The organism is Paracoccus acridae, from assembly GCF_014642735.1.
Classification (GTDB): Bacteria; Pseudomonadota; Alphaproteobacteria; order Rhodobacterales; family Rhodobacteraceae; genus Paracoccus; species Paracoccus acridae.
Genome location: NZ_BMIV01000011.1, coordinates 91,049 through 106,427, shown reverse-complemented (window position 1 = coordinate 106,427; position 15,379 = coordinate 91,049). Strand labels below are relative to the sequence as shown.

Annotated in this window: 15 protein-coding genes and 1 pseudogene; 13 read left to right on the top strand and 3 right to left on the bottom strand. The window is 64.1% G+C overall.

Features of this window, described 5'->3' with window-relative positions:
* A pseudogene (locus IEX25_RS14890) lies at positions 1 to 385 on the bottom strand (IS6 family transposase); the annotation flags it as partial.
* 213 nt (positions 386 to 598) lie between these two features.
* Positions 599 to 1,633, bottom strand: coding sequence for a hypothetical protein (locus IEX25_RS14885; RefSeq protein WP_188715957.1), 1,035 nt, complete (start codon positions 1,631 to 1,633; stop codon positions 599 to 601).
* Between the two features lie 157 nt (positions 1,634 to 1,790).
* On the opposite strand from IEX25_RS14885, the gene IEX25_RS14880 reads away from it, so the two are divergent.
* Positions 1,791 to 2,558 (top strand): hypothetical protein, encoded by a 768-nt coding sequence (locus IEX25_RS14880; RefSeq protein ID WP_188715955.1) that lies wholly within the window; start codon positions 1,791 to 1,793, stop codon positions 2,556 to 2,558.
* 207 nt (positions 2,559 to 2,765) lie between these two features.
* On the opposite strand, the gene IEX25_RS14875 is transcribed toward IEX25_RS14880, so the two are convergent.
* Positions 2,766 to 3,719, bottom strand: coding sequence for a LysR family transcriptional regulator (locus IEX25_RS14875; RefSeq protein WP_188715954.1), 954 nt, complete (start codon positions 3,717 to 3,719; stop codon positions 2,766 to 2,768).
* 93 nt (positions 3,720 to 3,812) lie between these two features.
* On the opposite strand from IEX25_RS14875, the gene IEX25_RS14870 reads away from it, so the two are divergent.
* The 12 genes from IEX25_RS14870 to IEX25_RS14815 all read left to right on the top strand — a co-directional run bounded on the left by IEX25_RS14870 (position 3,813) and on the right by IEX25_RS14815 (position 15,371).
* The gene (locus IEX25_RS14870; RefSeq protein WP_188715952.1) at positions 3,813 to 4,700 is read left to right on the top strand and encodes a dioxygenase family protein; all 888 of its coding nucleotides are present in this window, start codon (positions 3,813 to 3,815) and stop codon (positions 4,698 to 4,700) included.
* A gap of 22 nt (positions 4,701 to 4,722) precedes the next feature.
* Positions 4,723 to 5,682 carry a VOC family protein gene (locus tag IEX25_RS14865; protein ID WP_188715950.1) on the top strand — a complete coding sequence of 320 codons (960 nt, stop codon included), beginning with the start codon at positions 4,723 to 4,725 and terminating at the stop codon, positions 5,680 to 5,682.
* Positions 5,679 to 6,338, top strand: coding sequence for an alpha/beta hydrolase (locus tag IEX25_RS14860; protein WP_188715947.1), 660 nt, complete (start codon positions 5,679 to 5,681; stop codon positions 6,336 to 6,338). The genes IEX25_RS14865 and IEX25_RS14860 overlap by 4 nt, the downstream gene beginning before the upstream one ends.
* 140 nt (positions 6,339 to 6,478) lie before the next feature.
* Positions 6,479 to 7,753 carry an ABC transporter substrate-binding protein gene (locus tag IEX25_RS14855; protein ID WP_188715946.1) on the top strand — a complete coding sequence of 425 codons (1,275 nt, stop codon included), beginning with the start codon at positions 6,479 to 6,481 and terminating at the stop codon, positions 7,751 to 7,753.
* Positions 7,754 to 8,008: 255 nt separating this feature from the next.
* On the top strand, positions 8,009 to 8,833 hold the full coding sequence (locus IEX25_RS14850; protein ID WP_188715944.1) for an SDR family NAD(P)-dependent oxidoreductase: 825 nt from the start codon (positions 8,009 to 8,011) through the stop codon (positions 8,831 to 8,833).
* A 65-nt stretch (positions 8,834 to 8,898) separates the two neighbouring features.
* Positions 8,899 to 10,191: an ABC transporter substrate-binding protein gene (locus tag IEX25_RS14845; RefSeq protein WP_188715942.1), complete on the top strand. Its 1,293-nt coding sequence runs from the start codon at positions 8,899 to 8,901 to the stop codon at positions 10,189 to 10,191.
* A 2-nt stretch (positions 10,192 to 10,193) separates the two neighbouring features.
* Positions 10,194 to 10,958 carry an ABC transporter ATP-binding protein gene (locus tag IEX25_RS14840; protein ID WP_188715940.1) on the top strand — a complete coding sequence of 255 codons (765 nt, stop codon included), beginning with the start codon at positions 10,194 to 10,196 and terminating at the stop codon, positions 10,956 to 10,958.
* Positions 10,955 to 11,686 (top strand): ABC transporter ATP-binding protein, encoded by a 732-nt coding sequence (locus IEX25_RS14835; RefSeq protein ID WP_188715925.1) that lies wholly within the window; start codon positions 10,955 to 10,957, stop codon positions 11,684 to 11,686. Before IEX25_RS14840 ends, IEX25_RS14835 begins: the two co-directional genes overlap by 4 nt.
* A complete protein-coding gene (locus IEX25_RS14830) occupies positions 11,673 to 12,530 on the top strand; it encodes a branched-chain amino acid ABC transporter permease (protein WP_188715923.1) in 858 nt (285 codons plus the stop codon). The genes IEX25_RS14835 and IEX25_RS14830 overlap by 14 nt, the downstream gene beginning before the upstream one ends.
* Before the next feature lie 3 nt (positions 12,531 to 12,533).
* Complete coding sequence (locus tag IEX25_RS14825) at positions 12,534 to 13,556, top strand: branched-chain amino acid ABC transporter permease (RefSeq protein WP_188715921.1); 1,023 nt, start codon at positions 12,534 to 12,536, stop codon at positions 13,554 to 13,556.
* Complete coding sequence (locus tag IEX25_RS14820; RefSeq protein WP_188715919.1) at positions 13,553 to 14,569, top strand: zinc-dependent alcohol dehydrogenase; 1,017 nt, start codon at positions 13,553 to 13,555, stop codon at positions 14,567 to 14,569. The genes IEX25_RS14825 and IEX25_RS14820 overlap by 4 nt, the downstream gene beginning before the upstream one ends.
* Before the next feature lie 13 nt (positions 14,570 to 14,582).
* Positions 14,583 to 15,371 (top strand): alpha/beta fold hydrolase, encoded by a 789-nt coding sequence (locus IEX25_RS14815; protein ID WP_188715917.1) that lies wholly within the window; start codon positions 14,583 to 14,585, stop codon positions 15,369 to 15,371.
* Positions 15,372 to 15,379 lie beyond the last annotated feature (8 nt).

Here is a 15,379-nt window from a genome sequence, read left to right as displayed (position 1 = left end):
TTTCCGTGGCAGGCCGTTTGCTTCCATCGCCCGGGCCAGAAACTTGATGGCAGCAGGCTTGTTGCATCGTTTCGACAGCATGAAGTCCAAGGTCTTCCCGAACTTCCACGGCACGGTAGAGATAAACCCAAGCTCCACGAACGCGGATATAGGTCTCGTCCATCCGCCAGGATCTGTCAGTAGGCTGCTTGCATCGACGCGCATCGCTCGCGACAAGCCCGCCATAGCGTTCCACCCATCTGTTCAGCGTGCCATGATCGACCCTGACTCCGCGCTCAGCCATGATTTCCTCAAGGTCGCGATACGACGACACGCCGTAACGCAAGTAGAAGAAGACAGCGTGCAGGATGACGTCTTTGGGGAAGTGAGCACCCTTGAAGGAGATCCTCGTCAAGCCGCCCACCCGCCGGGTCCAGCTCAGGCCCGAAGATCAGAAAAGTTTGCGACACAGCCCCCGCAGCCGATCGACACTGCTTGGGCCTGAGCACAGAAGCGGAAGGAGCATGGAAGGCACCCAGCCGCCTTCGCTTGATCGTAAATGCTTCCTAGTGACACTCCTTCAAGCATCATCGATCCAGCTTGTAGCTGGGTCCACGCATTAGAAACGAAAGTTCGTGCTGAAGCCGACTGAGCGCTCGTCGAAGAAGTTGGCGCTGCTTTCCGTCTTGGTGACTGAAACCGTCGTTCCAAGATTGTCGGAAACCTCTCGCGTAAGTGACAGCGACGCAACGATGTCCTCGCGATCTTTGCCGAGCCACCGACCACCGCGATTGCTTTGCAGACTGACCCTCACGGCCGTAGGTCTGTCCAGGACAATCCGGCTGACACCGAACTCGACTCGCTCGCGCATAACTAGTTGATCCTCGACGGCGCTACCCAGCTGCAGACCTGCGTGTGTCGCGTATCCCTCACGCCAAGCCGTTGCCAGGACCACGGAGACAGCTTGCTGATCGTAGCGATCTTTCAGATCGCGGATATTGCTGATCTCGCCCATGACCTCATGGAGTCCGCCAGCCGCGGCAAAGGCGTGACTGGCGCCTATGCGGAAGCCGACATCGGCGGTTTCGCCCAACTCATAGTCAGAATAACGCATATCGAGGCAGGCATGGAGGTAAGTTGCGATCGTCTGCATTTGCCGCAGGCAGCTCTCGCCTGTCAGGATGGATTTCGACAAGTTGTGCTCGGGAGACCAGCCGACCAGCACTGACACGCTGTTTTCCCAAGCAAGGCCGTCACCTACGGGAATGTTAGACCCGACCGAAGCGGCAGCGCCGATCAGCATGCCCGACTTGCGTTCGTATTCCTCTCCGATCTCGAATTTCAGACCCGAAACGACAAGCGTCGAGCCGGGGAAGCCTCCATTGAGGTTGCCGTCATAAGTGAAAACAGGGCTGACCCGATACCAAGTATAGGATGGTGTCCAGCGTGTTCCGATAAAGCCCATATCCCGCACAATGCTATTGCGCGCCGCTAGTGCCTCGAGGGGCAGGGCAGGCTCCGACAAGGCCCAAGCGGTCAAAGATCCTGACCCCGCAAGCCCCAGTGCATCCCAGATGTTCTTGGCCTGAACAGCGGGAGCGGTAGCAATTATGCATGCGAAAACCAGAGGGGCAAAGAATTTCAAGGTGTCCATGAACTTCGTGGTTGGTTAATTTTCCAAGCATTGCTGCCGATCTCTGACAGCATCACTATTGCGTTATAAATACCTGACATATAACAAAAACAGGGGTCTTTTATCCCGTCCCCTTATTGCCTGAGAGCCTATAGTTCAATTGAAAGAAAAGAATCTGATGACCGCTCTGCCTACGAAAATCACCGCCGCACTCGCCCTTGCAGTCTTGTTGGGTGCCTGCTCGGGGAGCAGCAACGGTGGCGACGCAAATGAAAATCGCCCTGGTCCCGGGGTTCGTCCGCCGCTGACCGAGCCGCTGAGCACCAAGACCGCTGACCTGATCGCTTTCGCCCAAGCAGGCCATAGTTCCGAGTTTGAAAACGGCGTGATGCGTGCGCAGAACACCGTCGCCGATGGCGGCTTTGTGCGTCATGACACAGTTGCGGGTTCGAAGGTCAGCCGGGTGGCATATACCGGTGGTGCGGCAGCCCAGGACATCTATCGGGTTCAAGGCCGCGACGCCGTGGTGACGGCGCCCAGCGGCGTCTACACCGGTGAGATCGACATGACTTGGCAGGATGGAGCGACTGCTGCCTGGAACCGTGCGTCCGGCCGCATGGCGATCGTCCTCGACCTGCACGAAGGACACGCCTTCGTAGACTCCATCGTCGGCAACGCGAACAACAACATCGAATACATGGGTGATGCGCAGGTCAATGGTGACACCCTGAAAAGCGGCAACATGATCGTCCATGTTCGTGACGGCGAAGGCTACTTCAAGCACCGGGTCACCGGCACTTTGGACGGCCGGATTGCCTCTGGCAACGGTGCCGCCGCGATCCTGGGCACCGCTGGGGCCCACGATGCCGCGAAAGGCTTCACAATGAAGGGCGGTTTCTCGACCGGCTTCGATCAGGGCTTCACCGACGAGTTGAACGCTAATTGATTTCGACTTCCGGAATGTAATGGAAAGGGCCGCCGCTAGGCGGCCTTCTTCATTATCGAGGCTTGTGCAGCCCCATATCCGCTTGCTGTGCGGGTAGGAGACGGCGAGGCTGGGGCGCAGCCAAGTTGCGACCAGGCTCTTCTCGGCACCGACCAGTTCCTTCTCCAGAACTGCTTCTGGCGCGTCTCGATAGTCGCTCTGGATGGCTCAGGAATGTCCCCAGACCACTGCCGTTTCATGGCGCTTGATCGCATGGCGCAAGCTATCGAAGGCGACGATGACGTGACTTGCAAAGCGATCCGAGGCCGGGTTTCGCGGCCCCCCCGCCCTGCGCATGATCCCCAGCGAACGGTTGGGCTGCGGGATCTGATACGGCAGCACGGTGACATGGCCGCTGTCGCGAAGTGCAAAGACCACCGAAAAGGGCAGCACGGCCAAGGCCTCGGTTTCTGCCAGAAAGTTCACCACGCTCATGAGCGAGCCGCCAGAATAGCGGATGTTGAGGTCCGACATGCCGATGCTCATCAGGATCATCTGCAGATCCGACATCAGCGGTGAGCCCGGCAATGGCGCTACCCAGGGATAGGCCGTCAGATCCTGTGCCTCGATCGGACGTTTGCGCATCAGCGGGTGGGACGGATGGCAGGCGACGACATTGCGGCCCTGCAGGATCTCGGTGAACTCGAAGGCGGAACCCGAGGATGCCTCGCCCACGGCGACAATCCCCAGGTCAAGCTGGTCGCCCTCCAGAGCCGCAGTCACCTCAGGCAGGTTCATGTAGCTTTGCTGGATGATGATCTCGGGCTCGCGGCACTGGAACTCACCGATCATGCGGCTGATCATCGCGTCCATGAAGAAGGGCACGCCGCCCACCCGGACCAAACCCTTGCTGCCCTTGACGAAGCCCTGCACCGCATCCGAGGCCTGCCGCGACGCGGCAAGGATGACACGGCCCTGCCCGGCAAGCTGTGCCGCCAGCGGCGTGGCCTGCAAGGGACGGCGGCCCTTGATGAACAACGGTTCGCCTATTCGCGCCTCGAGCATCGAAAGAGAGCGGCTGACCGCAGGCTGCGTCAGGCCAAGCATGGCCGCCCCTTCGGACACGCCGCCGGCGTCCAGAACCGCGGCAAGCTGCATCAGGTGGCGTTCGTTCAGTCGCATAACAAACTGCTATATTGCCTCTGGCAAAACTCAAGCAGTTTCCGCAAGGGCCGTGCTACCAATCCATCACAGGGGAGGGGAGGCCCCGCTGGAATGGAAGACTGCCGCGCGCCGTCACAGGAGAGAGCGCAACCCGTGCCGAACGGGATCGGGCAGGATCTGCAGCACCGGTTGGCGATGGCTGCGCCGTCACGGCTTGCCAACTCGGTCGCGTCGATCGCGCGTCAACTGCACCTGCTGGTCGCAGAACTGCATCCGACCGCCAGCGAGTTCCGGCAGGCACTGGGCTTCCTGACCGAGGTCGGGCATCGGACCGACCATAAGCGCCAGGAATGGGTGCTGCTGGCTGATGTGCTGGGCGTGTCGGCACTGGTCGAGGAGATGAACGCCCATCGGCCCCAAGGTGCGACGCCGAACACGGTGGCGGGGCCGTTCTATCGTGCAGATGCGCCGGAACTGGCGCTGGGGGCCGACCTGTCGCTCGACGGCAAGGGGGAGCGCCTGCGGGTCTCGGGGCAGGTCACCGATCTCGAGGGCCGTGGACTGCCTGGTGCCCTGGTCGAGGTCTGGCAGGCCAATGCCGCCGGGCTCTATGAAAACCAGCAGCCCGACTGCCAGCCGGAACTCAACCTGCGCGGCAAGCTTCGCACCGACAGGAAGGGAGGGTTCAACTTTCTGTCGGTCAAGCCGGGTGGCTATGCGCTGCCTTCGGACGGGCCTGTCGGGCGGCTGATGACGGCGCTTGGCTGCCCGCTTGAACGCCCGGCGCATGTCCATTTCCGGGTCACTGCCAAAGGACACCAGACATTGACCACGCATATCTTCGACCGGGCGGACCCCGCCATTGACCGAGATGCGATCTTCGGCGTCAGGCCCGAGCTTCTGGCCGATTTCCACGCCATCCGAACTTCAAGGGGCGCGCGCGAACATCTGCTTGATGTGAAACTGGTCCTGTGCCTGCTGGAACCGCGCCAAGACTGACATTGCAAATGGAGGAGAGACTATGACCCCGATCAGCGGATACCACCACCTGACGTTGTCCACGGATGGCGCGCAGGAGGATTTCGACTTCTACACCAAGACGCTGGGCCTGCATTCGGTCAAGCGCACCGTCCTGTTCGACGGCGTGATCCCGGTCTATCACCTTTATTACGGCTCGCCCAACGGCGATGCCTCGACCATCATCACCACGTTTCCCTTCCGCAAGCCCGGCGTCTATGGCCGGCGCGGCACCAACCAGTCTCGCACCATCATGCAGTCGATCCCGAAGGGTGCGGCGGATTTCTGGGTGGACCGGCTGAACGAACGCGGGCTTTCCGCCGCCAAGTCCACCCGCTTCGGCGCGACCCGCGTGGTCTTTGCACATCCCTGCGGCATCCCGCATGAACTGGTCGAAAGCGACGGTGACACGCGCGAACCGATCGTCAACGAAGCGCAGGGCATCAGCCGGGCGCATGGCATCCAGGGCATCTACGGCGCCTCGGTTGCGGTGATGGACCGGACCGCGATGGACGATTTCCTGACCGTCGCCCTGCCGCTGGAAAAGGAAGCCGACAGCGACGAAGGGCTGGTCTTCCGGGTCCCCGACGCCAATGGCGTCGTGCAGCGGGTCGAGGTGATCGTGGACCGCGACAGCAACCAGGGCACCTGGACACTGGCGGGCGGCACCATTCACCACCTGGCGCTGAACACCGGCGACGAGGAAAACCAGATGAAGCTGCGCGCCCATATCGAAGGGTTGGGCTTCACGGACATTTCCGAACAGAAGGATCGCAACTACTTCAAGTCCTGCTATGTCCGCAGCCCCGGTGGCGCCTTGTTCGAACTTGCCTGGACCACGCCGCAGGGTTGGGCGCGCGACGAGGCGCCGGGCGAGATCGGCAAGACGCTGGTCTTCCCGCCCTGGTTCAAGGACCGCGAGGACGAGTTGCGCGCCGGTCTCGAGGAAGCGGACTTCGCATGACGGCGGTTCTGGACGTGCTGCGCTGCGGCGCGGACCTGCCGGTGGCAAGGGCGCTTTGCGTCCTTGTCCACGGCCGGGGCCAGTCGCCCGAGGAGATGCAGTCGCATGTGCTGGCACGGCTGGAAGCGCCGGGGATCGCCTTCCTTCTGCCGCGCGCACCGGGGGCACGCTGGTATGCCGCCAAGGCGGTCGATCCGCTGACGCCGGACACCCGCTCGGCCCTGGCGGACGGGCTGGCGGGGCTGCGCCGCCTGATCGAGGACGCCCGCGCCGCCGCACCCGGCCTGCCGCTTCTGCTGGCGGGGTTCTCGCAAGGGGCCTGCCTGTCGCTGGAATATGCGCTGGCGGGCCGGGCCGCGCCGGATGCGCTGGCGGCGCTGACCGGCTGCCGGGTCGGCGTGGCGGACGATGCGCGTCCCGAAGACCTGCCTGTGGGGCTGCCGGTCTATCTGACCGGCTCGGACGCCGACCCGTGGATCCCCGTCGAGGCCTTTGCCGAAGCCGCGTTGGTGCTGGGCCGGTCCAGGGCCGCGTTGCGCGCCGACCTGTTTCCGGGGCGGGCGCACGAGGTCTCGGATGCCGAGGTCTCGATGCTGGCCTCGATGCTGGGTGACATGGCGGCGGGCCGCATGCCGCAAATGGCATCTGCACGGTGATGCCCGAGGCAGTTCATAGCGCCGGGTTATGCTGACCGATCGAGATCCTAAATAAAATTGCTCTTTGATAGGTCATGCTTGCGCCCAAGGAAGGCGCAGGCGGACCGGAAGCCGCCTACAGATCATCAGGGGAGGATGAGATGTTCACCAGACGGAAATTCCTGCATACGACGGCGGCCACGGGCCTGACGCTTGCCGCATCCCATCTTGTCACACCAGCCCTCGCGCAGGGCGCGCGGATCAAGCTGGGCTATGTGACACCTCGAACCGGTCCGCTGGCGGGATTTGCCGAAAGCGACGACTGGAACATCAAGACCTTCCTTGCATCGGAACTGGGGCGTGAATTCGAGGTGGTGGTCAAGGACAGCCAGTCGAACCCGAACCGCGCTGCCGAGGTCGCCAAGGAACTGATCCTCAGCGACGAGGTGAACCTGATGCTGGCGGCCTCCACGCCCGAGAACACCAATCCGGTTGCCGGGGTTTGCGAGGGCGAGGGCGTGCCCTGCATCACCACCGTTGCCCCTTGGCAGCCCTGGTTCATCGGCCAGCAGGGCAATCCGCGCGATCCGGCAAGCTGGCAAGGCTTCGACTATGCCTTCCATTACTTCTGGGGCATGGAGGACGTGATCCAGGTCTATACCGCCATGTGGGACCAGCTTGCCACTGACAAGGCCGTCGGCGGGCTGTTCCCGAACGATGCCGACGGCAATGCCTGGGGCGACCCGGACAACGGCCTGCGGCCAGGCCTGGCCGAGCGGGGCTATGCGCTGACCAATCCCGGCAGCTTCCAGAATCTGTCCGACGACTTCTCGGCCCAGATCAACGCTTTCAAGGCGGCCAATTCGGATATCATCACCGGCGTTCTGATCCCGCCCGATTTTGCGACCTTCTGGGCGCAGATGCGCCAGCAGGGGTTGAAACCCAAGGCAGTGACCGTGGCCAAGGCGCTGCTGTTCCCGCAATCGGTCGAAACACTGGGAGAGGCTGGCCACAATCTGTCCTCCGAGGTGTGGTGGTCGCCTTCGCACCCGTTCTCCTCGACCTTGACGGGGAAAAGCTCGGCCGAGTTGGCTGCGGATTTCGCCGCAAGCACCGGACGCCCTTGGACCCAGCCGATCGGCTTTGTCCACTCGTTGTTCGAGGTTGCGGCGAATGTCATGGGCCGGGTCGATGACATCTCCGACGGCGATGCCGTGGCCGAGGCGGTGGCCGCGACCGACATGACCACCGTCGTCGGCAAGATCGCCTGGAACGGCGCGGGCGTGCCGGACTTCGCCGCCCGCAACGTCTGCAAGACGCCGCTGACCGGCGGGCAGTGGCGCAGGAAAGAGGGCGGCGGCTATGACCTGGTGATCGTCGAGAACGGCGCCGCCCCCGAGATCCCTACCGGTGGCCGGATGGAGGCATTGGCCTGACCGGGCAGCGTCAGCGGCGCGGCGCTATATATCGAACTGCTATGCTAATGGGGGTTTTTCGCATTTGACTTGCGCGGATGCAGGCCGCTTGATGCAGGCAGTGGTTTCGCCCTCGGGGAGGTGGGTGAAGCCTTCTCGTCAGGACTGAGCACGGTTCCGGGTTTCCTGGCCGATGCCGCTTTGCCTGCCTTTCGGGGCAGGTCGCGGCGGCGTCATGTCCTGCTGTGGACGAAAGGGGCAGAAAGGGAGGATGCCTTGGCTTCACTTGAGGCGATGTTCGACGTGCGCGGCAAATCCGTGATCGTCACCGGCGGCGCCAGCGGCATCGGCCGCGCCTATGCCGAGATCATGCTGCAACAGGGCGCGCGGGTCTGCATCTTCGACATCGATGCCGAAGGGCTGGACCGCACCGTGGCCGAACTGGGCGCGCAGGTGGGCAGCGGCGAAATCTGGGGTCAGCAGATCAATGTCGGCGACCGCCCGGCAATGGCCGCAGCCTTTGACGCTGTTGCCGAACGCCATGGCCGCATCGACACCGTCTTTGCCAATGCGGGTATAGACCCCGGTCCGGGCTTCATGACGCCCGAAGGCGAACGCAATCCCGAAGGCGCCATCGAGAACATCCCTGACAGCCAGTGGGACCGCGGCATCGAGATCAACCTGACCTCAGTCTATACCACGGTGAAGAACGCCGTCCGGCACATGAAGCCCAATGGCGGTGGTGAGATCATCGTCACCTCGTCCATCGCATCGCAGATCAACGAAAGCATCGTGGGCACCAGCTACATGCCCGCCAAGGCGGCGGTGAACCACTTCGTGCGCCACATGGCCATGGAGCTGGGGGCCTATGGCATCCGCGTGAACGCCATCCTGCCCGGTCCTTTCATCACCAACATCGCCGGCGGGCGGCTGCGCAACAAGGCCGACCGCGCCGCCTTTGAAAGCCAGTCCCTGATCGGCCGCATCGGCGATGTCGAGGACATCAAGGGGCTGGCGCTGCTACTGGCCTCGCCCGCCGGCGCCTATTTCACGGGCTCGCTGATCGTGATCGACGGCGGCTCGCTGACACGCATGACCTGAAATCAGGGCCGCTCGTTCCTGCCTGAGGAGGAGAGGGGATCGGCGGCAAAAAGGGAGGAAACACGATGACCTACTACAACAGGCTTGTCAGATCGGGCATCAGCCGCCGCACCCTGCTACGCGGCGCAGGCGCAGGGATGATCTCGACGCTGGCCTTGCCGGGCTATCTGCGCGCGCAGACGGCGGGCCGGATCAGGATGGCCTATATTACCCCAGCGACCGGCCCCCTCGGCCTTTTTGGCGAAACAGACGGCTATACCGTCCAGAAGATCCGCGCGGCATTGGGAGGCACGATCACCTCCGCCAATGGCGATGTCTATGAACTGGAAATCCTGGAGCGGGACAGCCAGTCCAACCCCAACAAGGCGGCCGAGATCGCGGGCGACCTGATCCTGAACGACGAGGTGCATCTGATGGTGCCCGCCTCGACCACCGACACGATCCTGCCGGTCATGGAGCAATCGGAACTGTATGAAGCGCCCTGCATTTCGGCGGGCGCACCCTGGCAGGCGGTGATCATGCCGCGCGGCGGCGGCGAATTCGACTGGACCTATCATTTCTTCTGGGGCCTGGACGAGGCGCTGAACACCTATGTCGGTCTGTGGAACGGCCTTGAAAGCAACAAGATCGTGGGGATGCTGTTCCCGCAGAACATCGACGGCGAAACCTGGGGGAACGAGGATTACGGCCTGCCAGCCCCGACCCGTGCCGCCGGCTACGAGGTGGTGATCCCCGGCTATTTCCAGCCGCGCACCAACGACTTCTCGGCCCAGATCGCGGAGTTCAAGGCGAAGGGCTGCGAGATCATCGGCGGCATTGCCTATCCTGACGACCTGAAGACCTTCGTGACCCAGTGCAACCAGCAGGGATTCAAGCCCAAGGCCATCACCGTGGCGGCGGCGCTGCTGTTTCCCGGCGGGGTCGAGGCGATGGGCGGCCTGGGCAATGGCATGTCCACCGAGGTGTGGTGGACCCCCGCCTTCCCCTTCAAGTCGTCGCTGACAGGCCAGACCGGGCGCGAGATCGCCGATCAATGGGAGGCGGACCAGAAGCGCCAGTGGACGCAGCCGCTGGGCTATTCCCATGCCCTAATCGAGGTGGCGGTGGACATCCTGAAACGCTCGGCCGATCCGTTGGATCGGGAAGCCAACCGCGAAGCCATGGTGGCGACCGACTTGTCCACCGTCTGCGGGCCGGTTCGCTTCGCGGGCACGCCGCACCGCAACATCTGCACGATGCCGATCTTCGGCGGGCAATGGGTCCAGGGCGCGAACTGGCCCTATGACCTGAAGATCGTCGATAACACCGTCAACCAGCTGTTCCCGCCGGAACAGAAGATCGTCCCGATCGCCTGGTGATCATGCGGGACACGACCGATCAGGCACGGGGGGGCGGGGTGGCCGGAGAGGTTCACCTCGCCGTGCGCGACGTGTCGAAAAGCTTTGGCGCGGTGCGGGTGCTGCACGGCGTCAGCTTCGACGTGCATCGCGGCGAGGTGCTGGGCATTCTTGGTCCCAATGGTGCCGGCAAGACCACGCTGTTCAACATGATCAGCGGCGACATCCGGCCCTCGGGCGGCGAAATTCGCTTGGGCAATGTCCCCCTGAAGGGAGAGCCACCGTTCCGGCGCTGCAAGATGGGGATCGGGCGGACCTATCAGATTCCGCGCCCCTATTCCGGCATGACCACCTTCGAGAACCTGCTGGTCGCCTCGACCTTCGGGGGCGGCCGTTCCGAGCGCGACAGCTACGACTTCTGCGCGCAGGTGCTGGAGGAGTGCGAACTGTCGGGCAAGGCGAACCTGCGCGCCGGGGGGCTGACGCTTCTGGATCGCAAGCGGCTGGAACTGGCCCGCGCGCTGGCCTCGGACCCGCAGCTTCTGCTGCTGGACGAGATCGCGGGCGGTTTGACCGATGAGGAATCCGGGGATCTTGTCGCGCTGGTGCGCCGCATCCGCGACCGGGGCGTGACCATCGTCTGGATCGAACATGTGCTGCATGCGCTTCTGGCGGTGGCCGACGGGCTGATGGTGCTGAACTTCGGCGAGAAGATCGCCGAAGGCGCGCCCGATACCGTCATCGCCGACCCGGACGTGAAGCGTGTCTATATGGGGATCGAGGGATGACCGGCGCCATTCTTTCGACGCATGGCCTGGTGGCGCGCTATGGCGACTTCCAGGCGCTCTACGGCATCGACTTCCAGATTGCCGAAGGCGAAGCCGTAGCCCTGATCGGCGCCAATGGCGCCGGGAAATCCACCTTCCTGCGCGCGGTGATGGGGCTGTTGCCGGTCGCGCCGGACATGGTGCGCATGGGCGGTCAGCCCATCGGCGGCACCCCCGCCGACCGCATGGTGCAAAAGGGCGTGGCCATCGTCCCCGAGGGGCGGCGGCTGTTTTCCGGCATGTCGGTCCAGGACAACCTGCGCGTCGCCGTCGATCAGGCCGACCGGCTGGGCCGCAAGGGCGGCTGGTCGCTGGCCCGGCTGCACCAGCTGTTTCCGATCCTGAAGGAAAAGGCCCGCACCCCCGTGCAAAGCCTATCGGGCGGGCAGCAGCAGATGGTCTCCATCGGCCGGGCGCTGCTGTGCCAGCCACGGGTCCTGCTGTGCGACGAGATCAGCCTGGGCCTTGCGCCCCGGGTGATCCGCGAAATCTATGCCGCGCTTCCCGAGGTGCGGGCGCAGGGCACCTCGGTCGTGCTGGTCGAACAGGACGTGGGCTTGGCCCAGTCGGCATCCGACCGGCTTTACTGCATGCTCGAAGGACGGGTGACGCTGACCGGCCCCTCGGACTCGGTCACGCGCGACGAGATCAGCAAGGCTTATTTCGGAGGAACCCATGCAGTGGTTTGACGCGCTGATCCAAGGCGTGCTGCTGGGCGGCATGTATGCGCAATATGCGTTGGGCATGGCGCTGATGTTCGGCGTGATGAAGATCGTGAATGTCAGCCATGGCGATCTGGTGATCCTCCTGTCTCTGGTGGGGATTTCGCTGGCCGCATCCCTTGGCCTGGGGCCGTTCACGGTCATGGCGGCGCTGGTGCCGCTGGCTGTGGGCTTGGGCTGGCTGTTGCAAAGGACCATCCTGAACCGCGTTGTGGGCGACGATCCGCTGCCGTCGCTGATCGCCACCTTCGGCCTGTCGCTGGCGTTGCAGAACCTGATGATGCAGATCTGGTCCGCCAACAGCCGTTCGCTGCCCGGCGGCGGCATCGAAAGCCGCTCGATCCAGATCGGCGGCATCTATATCGGCCTGCTGCCGGTGATCGTTCTGGTCTTCGCGATCGCGCTGACCTGGGGGCTGGACATGATGCTGAAGCGGACGCGGTTCGGCCGGGCGCTGCGGGCAGCGGCCTCGGATGTCGAGGCGGCGTCGATGACCGGGATCAACCCGCGCACCGTCTATGCCTCGGCCACGGCCATTGCGGTCGGCATTCTGGGCTTTGCGGCCGTGTTCCAGTCTCTTCGGTCCACCGTGGCCCCGGCCGATGGCGGCGCGCAGCTGATCTATGCCTTCGAGGCTGTCATCATCGGCGGCATGGGCTCGGTCTGGGGTGCCTTTCTGGGCGCGATGGTGCTGGGCGTGGCGCAGGCCGTCGGGTTCCGCATCGACCCCGGCTTGGGCGTCCTTGCCGGCCATATCGTCTTTCTGCTCGTGCTGGCGACGCGCCCGCAGGGCCTGTTCGGAAGGGCCTGAGACATGACCTTTGTTTCCATGATGCCGCCGCAGGTGCAAATCCGGCGGCAGACCGCCTCGGGGCGGATCGCGTTGGCGCTGTTCGTGCTGGCGGTGATTGGACTGGCGGCGATGCCCTGGTGGGCCAAGACCGGCACCATCCGCATGGTGTTGGAACTGTGCTGCTATGTCGCCGTCGCGCAGATGTGGAACCTGCTGGCGGGCTATGCGGGCCTTGTGTCGGTGGGACAGCAAGCCTTCATCGGGGCGGCGGGCTATGCGCTGTTCGTGCTGGCCCAGACCTTCGGGGTGAACCCGTTCCTGGCGGTCTTCCTGTCGCTGCTGGTGCCCCTGGTTCTGGCCGTGCCCTGCTATCTGCTGCTGCACCGCCTGGACGGGCCCTATTTCGCCATCGGCACCTGGGTCGTGGCCGAGGTGTTCCGCCTGGTCGCCTCGAACCTGTCCTGGGTGAATGCGGGCGCGGGCATGTCGCTGTCGGTGATGAAGGATTACTCCGCCTTTCAGCGCAACATCGCCATGTCGCTGTTCTGCGCGCTGCTGATCCTTGTCAGCATCGGCGGTAGCTACCGGTTCCTGCGCTCGCGTTTCGGACTCGCGCTGATCGCCATGCGCGACAATCCGGTGGCGGCGGCCAGCCAGGGCGTGAACGTGCGCCGGTTGCGCTTCATGATCTATGTCGCGGCGGCCGTGGGCTGTGGCTTGGTGGGTGCGGTCTATTTCATGGCGCAACTGCGCATCAACCCGCCTTCGGCCTTTGATTCGATGTGGTCGAACATCGCCATCTTCATCGTCATGGTCGGCGGCATTGCGTCGATCGAGGGGGTGCTGATCGGCACGCTGATCTATTTCGTCGCGGACCGGTATTTCGGCGAATACGGCGCCAGCTATTTCGTCGTCCTTGGGGTGATGACGGTTCTGGTCGCGCTTTATGCCCGCACCGGCATCTGGGGCATGATCTCGGCCCGCTGGGATGCGCCCTGGTTCCCGATCCGCCGCCATCTGGTTCTGGAAAGGAACAAGCCATGAAGGCGGTCATCTTCGACGCGGTGGGCCAGCCGCTGCGCACCGACATCCGCCCCGATCCCGCGCCCGCCCCTGACGAGGTCGTGCTGCGCGTTGCCGGTTGCGGTATCTGCGGCAGCGACCTGCACATCACCGAGGATCCCAAGCCCTTCGGCATCGGGCCGGGCTTCGTTCTGGGACATGAAATCGCGGGCGAGGTGGCGGCGACGGGCGCCAAGGTGCGCGATCTGCGCCCCGGCGACCAGGTGGCCGTGGTGCCGATGCGCGGCTGCGGCCATTGCCCGCGCTGCCTGGCCGGCGATCCGGCGCGCTGCCGCGACATGGTGCTGATCGGCGGCGGCTATGCCGACCACGTCACCGTCGCCGCCCGCCAGTGCCAACGCTTGCCGGATAGCGTGGCGCTGGCTGATGCCGCGTTGGCCGAGCCGCTGGCGGTGGCGCTGCATTGCATCGTCCGGTCCGGCATGAAGCCCGGAGATCGGGTGGCGGTGATCGGCGCCGGTCCCATCGGCCTGCTGGTCGCCTTCTGGGCGCGGCGGATGGGGGCCAGCCATGTTGTGGTGGCCGACCTGCATGACCATCAGCGGGACCGGGCGCTGGCCCTGGGGGCCACGGGCTTTGCGCTGTCCGGCCCCGACCTGGCCGAAAATCTGGCCGATCTGTGCGGCGGCGCGCCCGACATCGTCTTCGAATGCGTGGGTAAGCCGGGCCTGCTGCAAGCGGCAACCAAGGCTGTGCGGCTGCAAGGCAAGGTGATCGGCGTCGGGTTGTGCATCGGCGGCGATGAATGGGATCCCTTTGTCGCGCTGTCCAAGGAAATCGACCTGATCTTCAGCGTCTTCTTTCACCAGCGAAATGAATTCGGCATGGCGCTGGACGCGCTGGCCTCCGGTCCTTTTGCACCGCAGGCGATCATCACCGACCGGATCGGCCTCCCGCAGGTGCCGCAAGTGTTCGAATCCCTGCGCCGTCGCACTACGCAATGCAAGGTGCTGATCCAGCCCGAACTGTCCTGAGGAGAAGCAAGACATGGCCCTGAACTTTGAGACGCTGGAATACGACATCGGCGGCGTGCGGACGGTGGTGAAGGCTATCGGTTCCGGCAAGCCGATCCTGTTCCTGCACGGTGCCGCCACGCTGGAGGGTTTTGATTTTGCCGAAGGGCTTGCCGACCGCTTCCGCGTGCTGCTGCCCAGTCATCCGGGCATGGGGCTTTCCGGACCTGCACCGCATGTCGCCGACATCTCAGATATGCTGCTGCATTACCTGAACCTGATGGATGCGCTGGACCTGCCGGAAAAGCCGCACCTGATGGGCTTTTCCATGGGCGGCTGGATGGCCACCGAACTGGCCGCCATCGCCCGCGAACGCTTCGACAAGCTGGTGCTGATCGCACCCGCCGGGCTGAATGACCCGGCCCATCCGGCCACGCCCTTGAACGCCATCGCACCGCAGGACTTCCCCGGCTATCTGTCCCATGACTCTGCGGTTGCGGCGCGCTTCTTTCCCGACGGCAGCGACGCCGCCGTTGCCGAGTCCTTCAGTGCCGACCGCGCGCGCGAGGGCGATCTGGTCGGGCGGCTCTGCGCACCTTTCGGCATGGGCCATCCGAACCTCAGGCGCTTCATGGCGCGGATCACCAACCCGACCCTGCTGGTCTGGGGCGAGCAGGACCGGCTGCTGCCCGCTTCGCAAGCGCCGATCTGGCTGGAGAACCTGCGCGATGCGCAGTTCCTGTCCGTTCCCGAAACCGGCCACCTTGTGCCGCAGGAACGTCCCGAAACCCTGAAGACCATTGGCGATTTCCTCGCCACCTGAACCCTTGT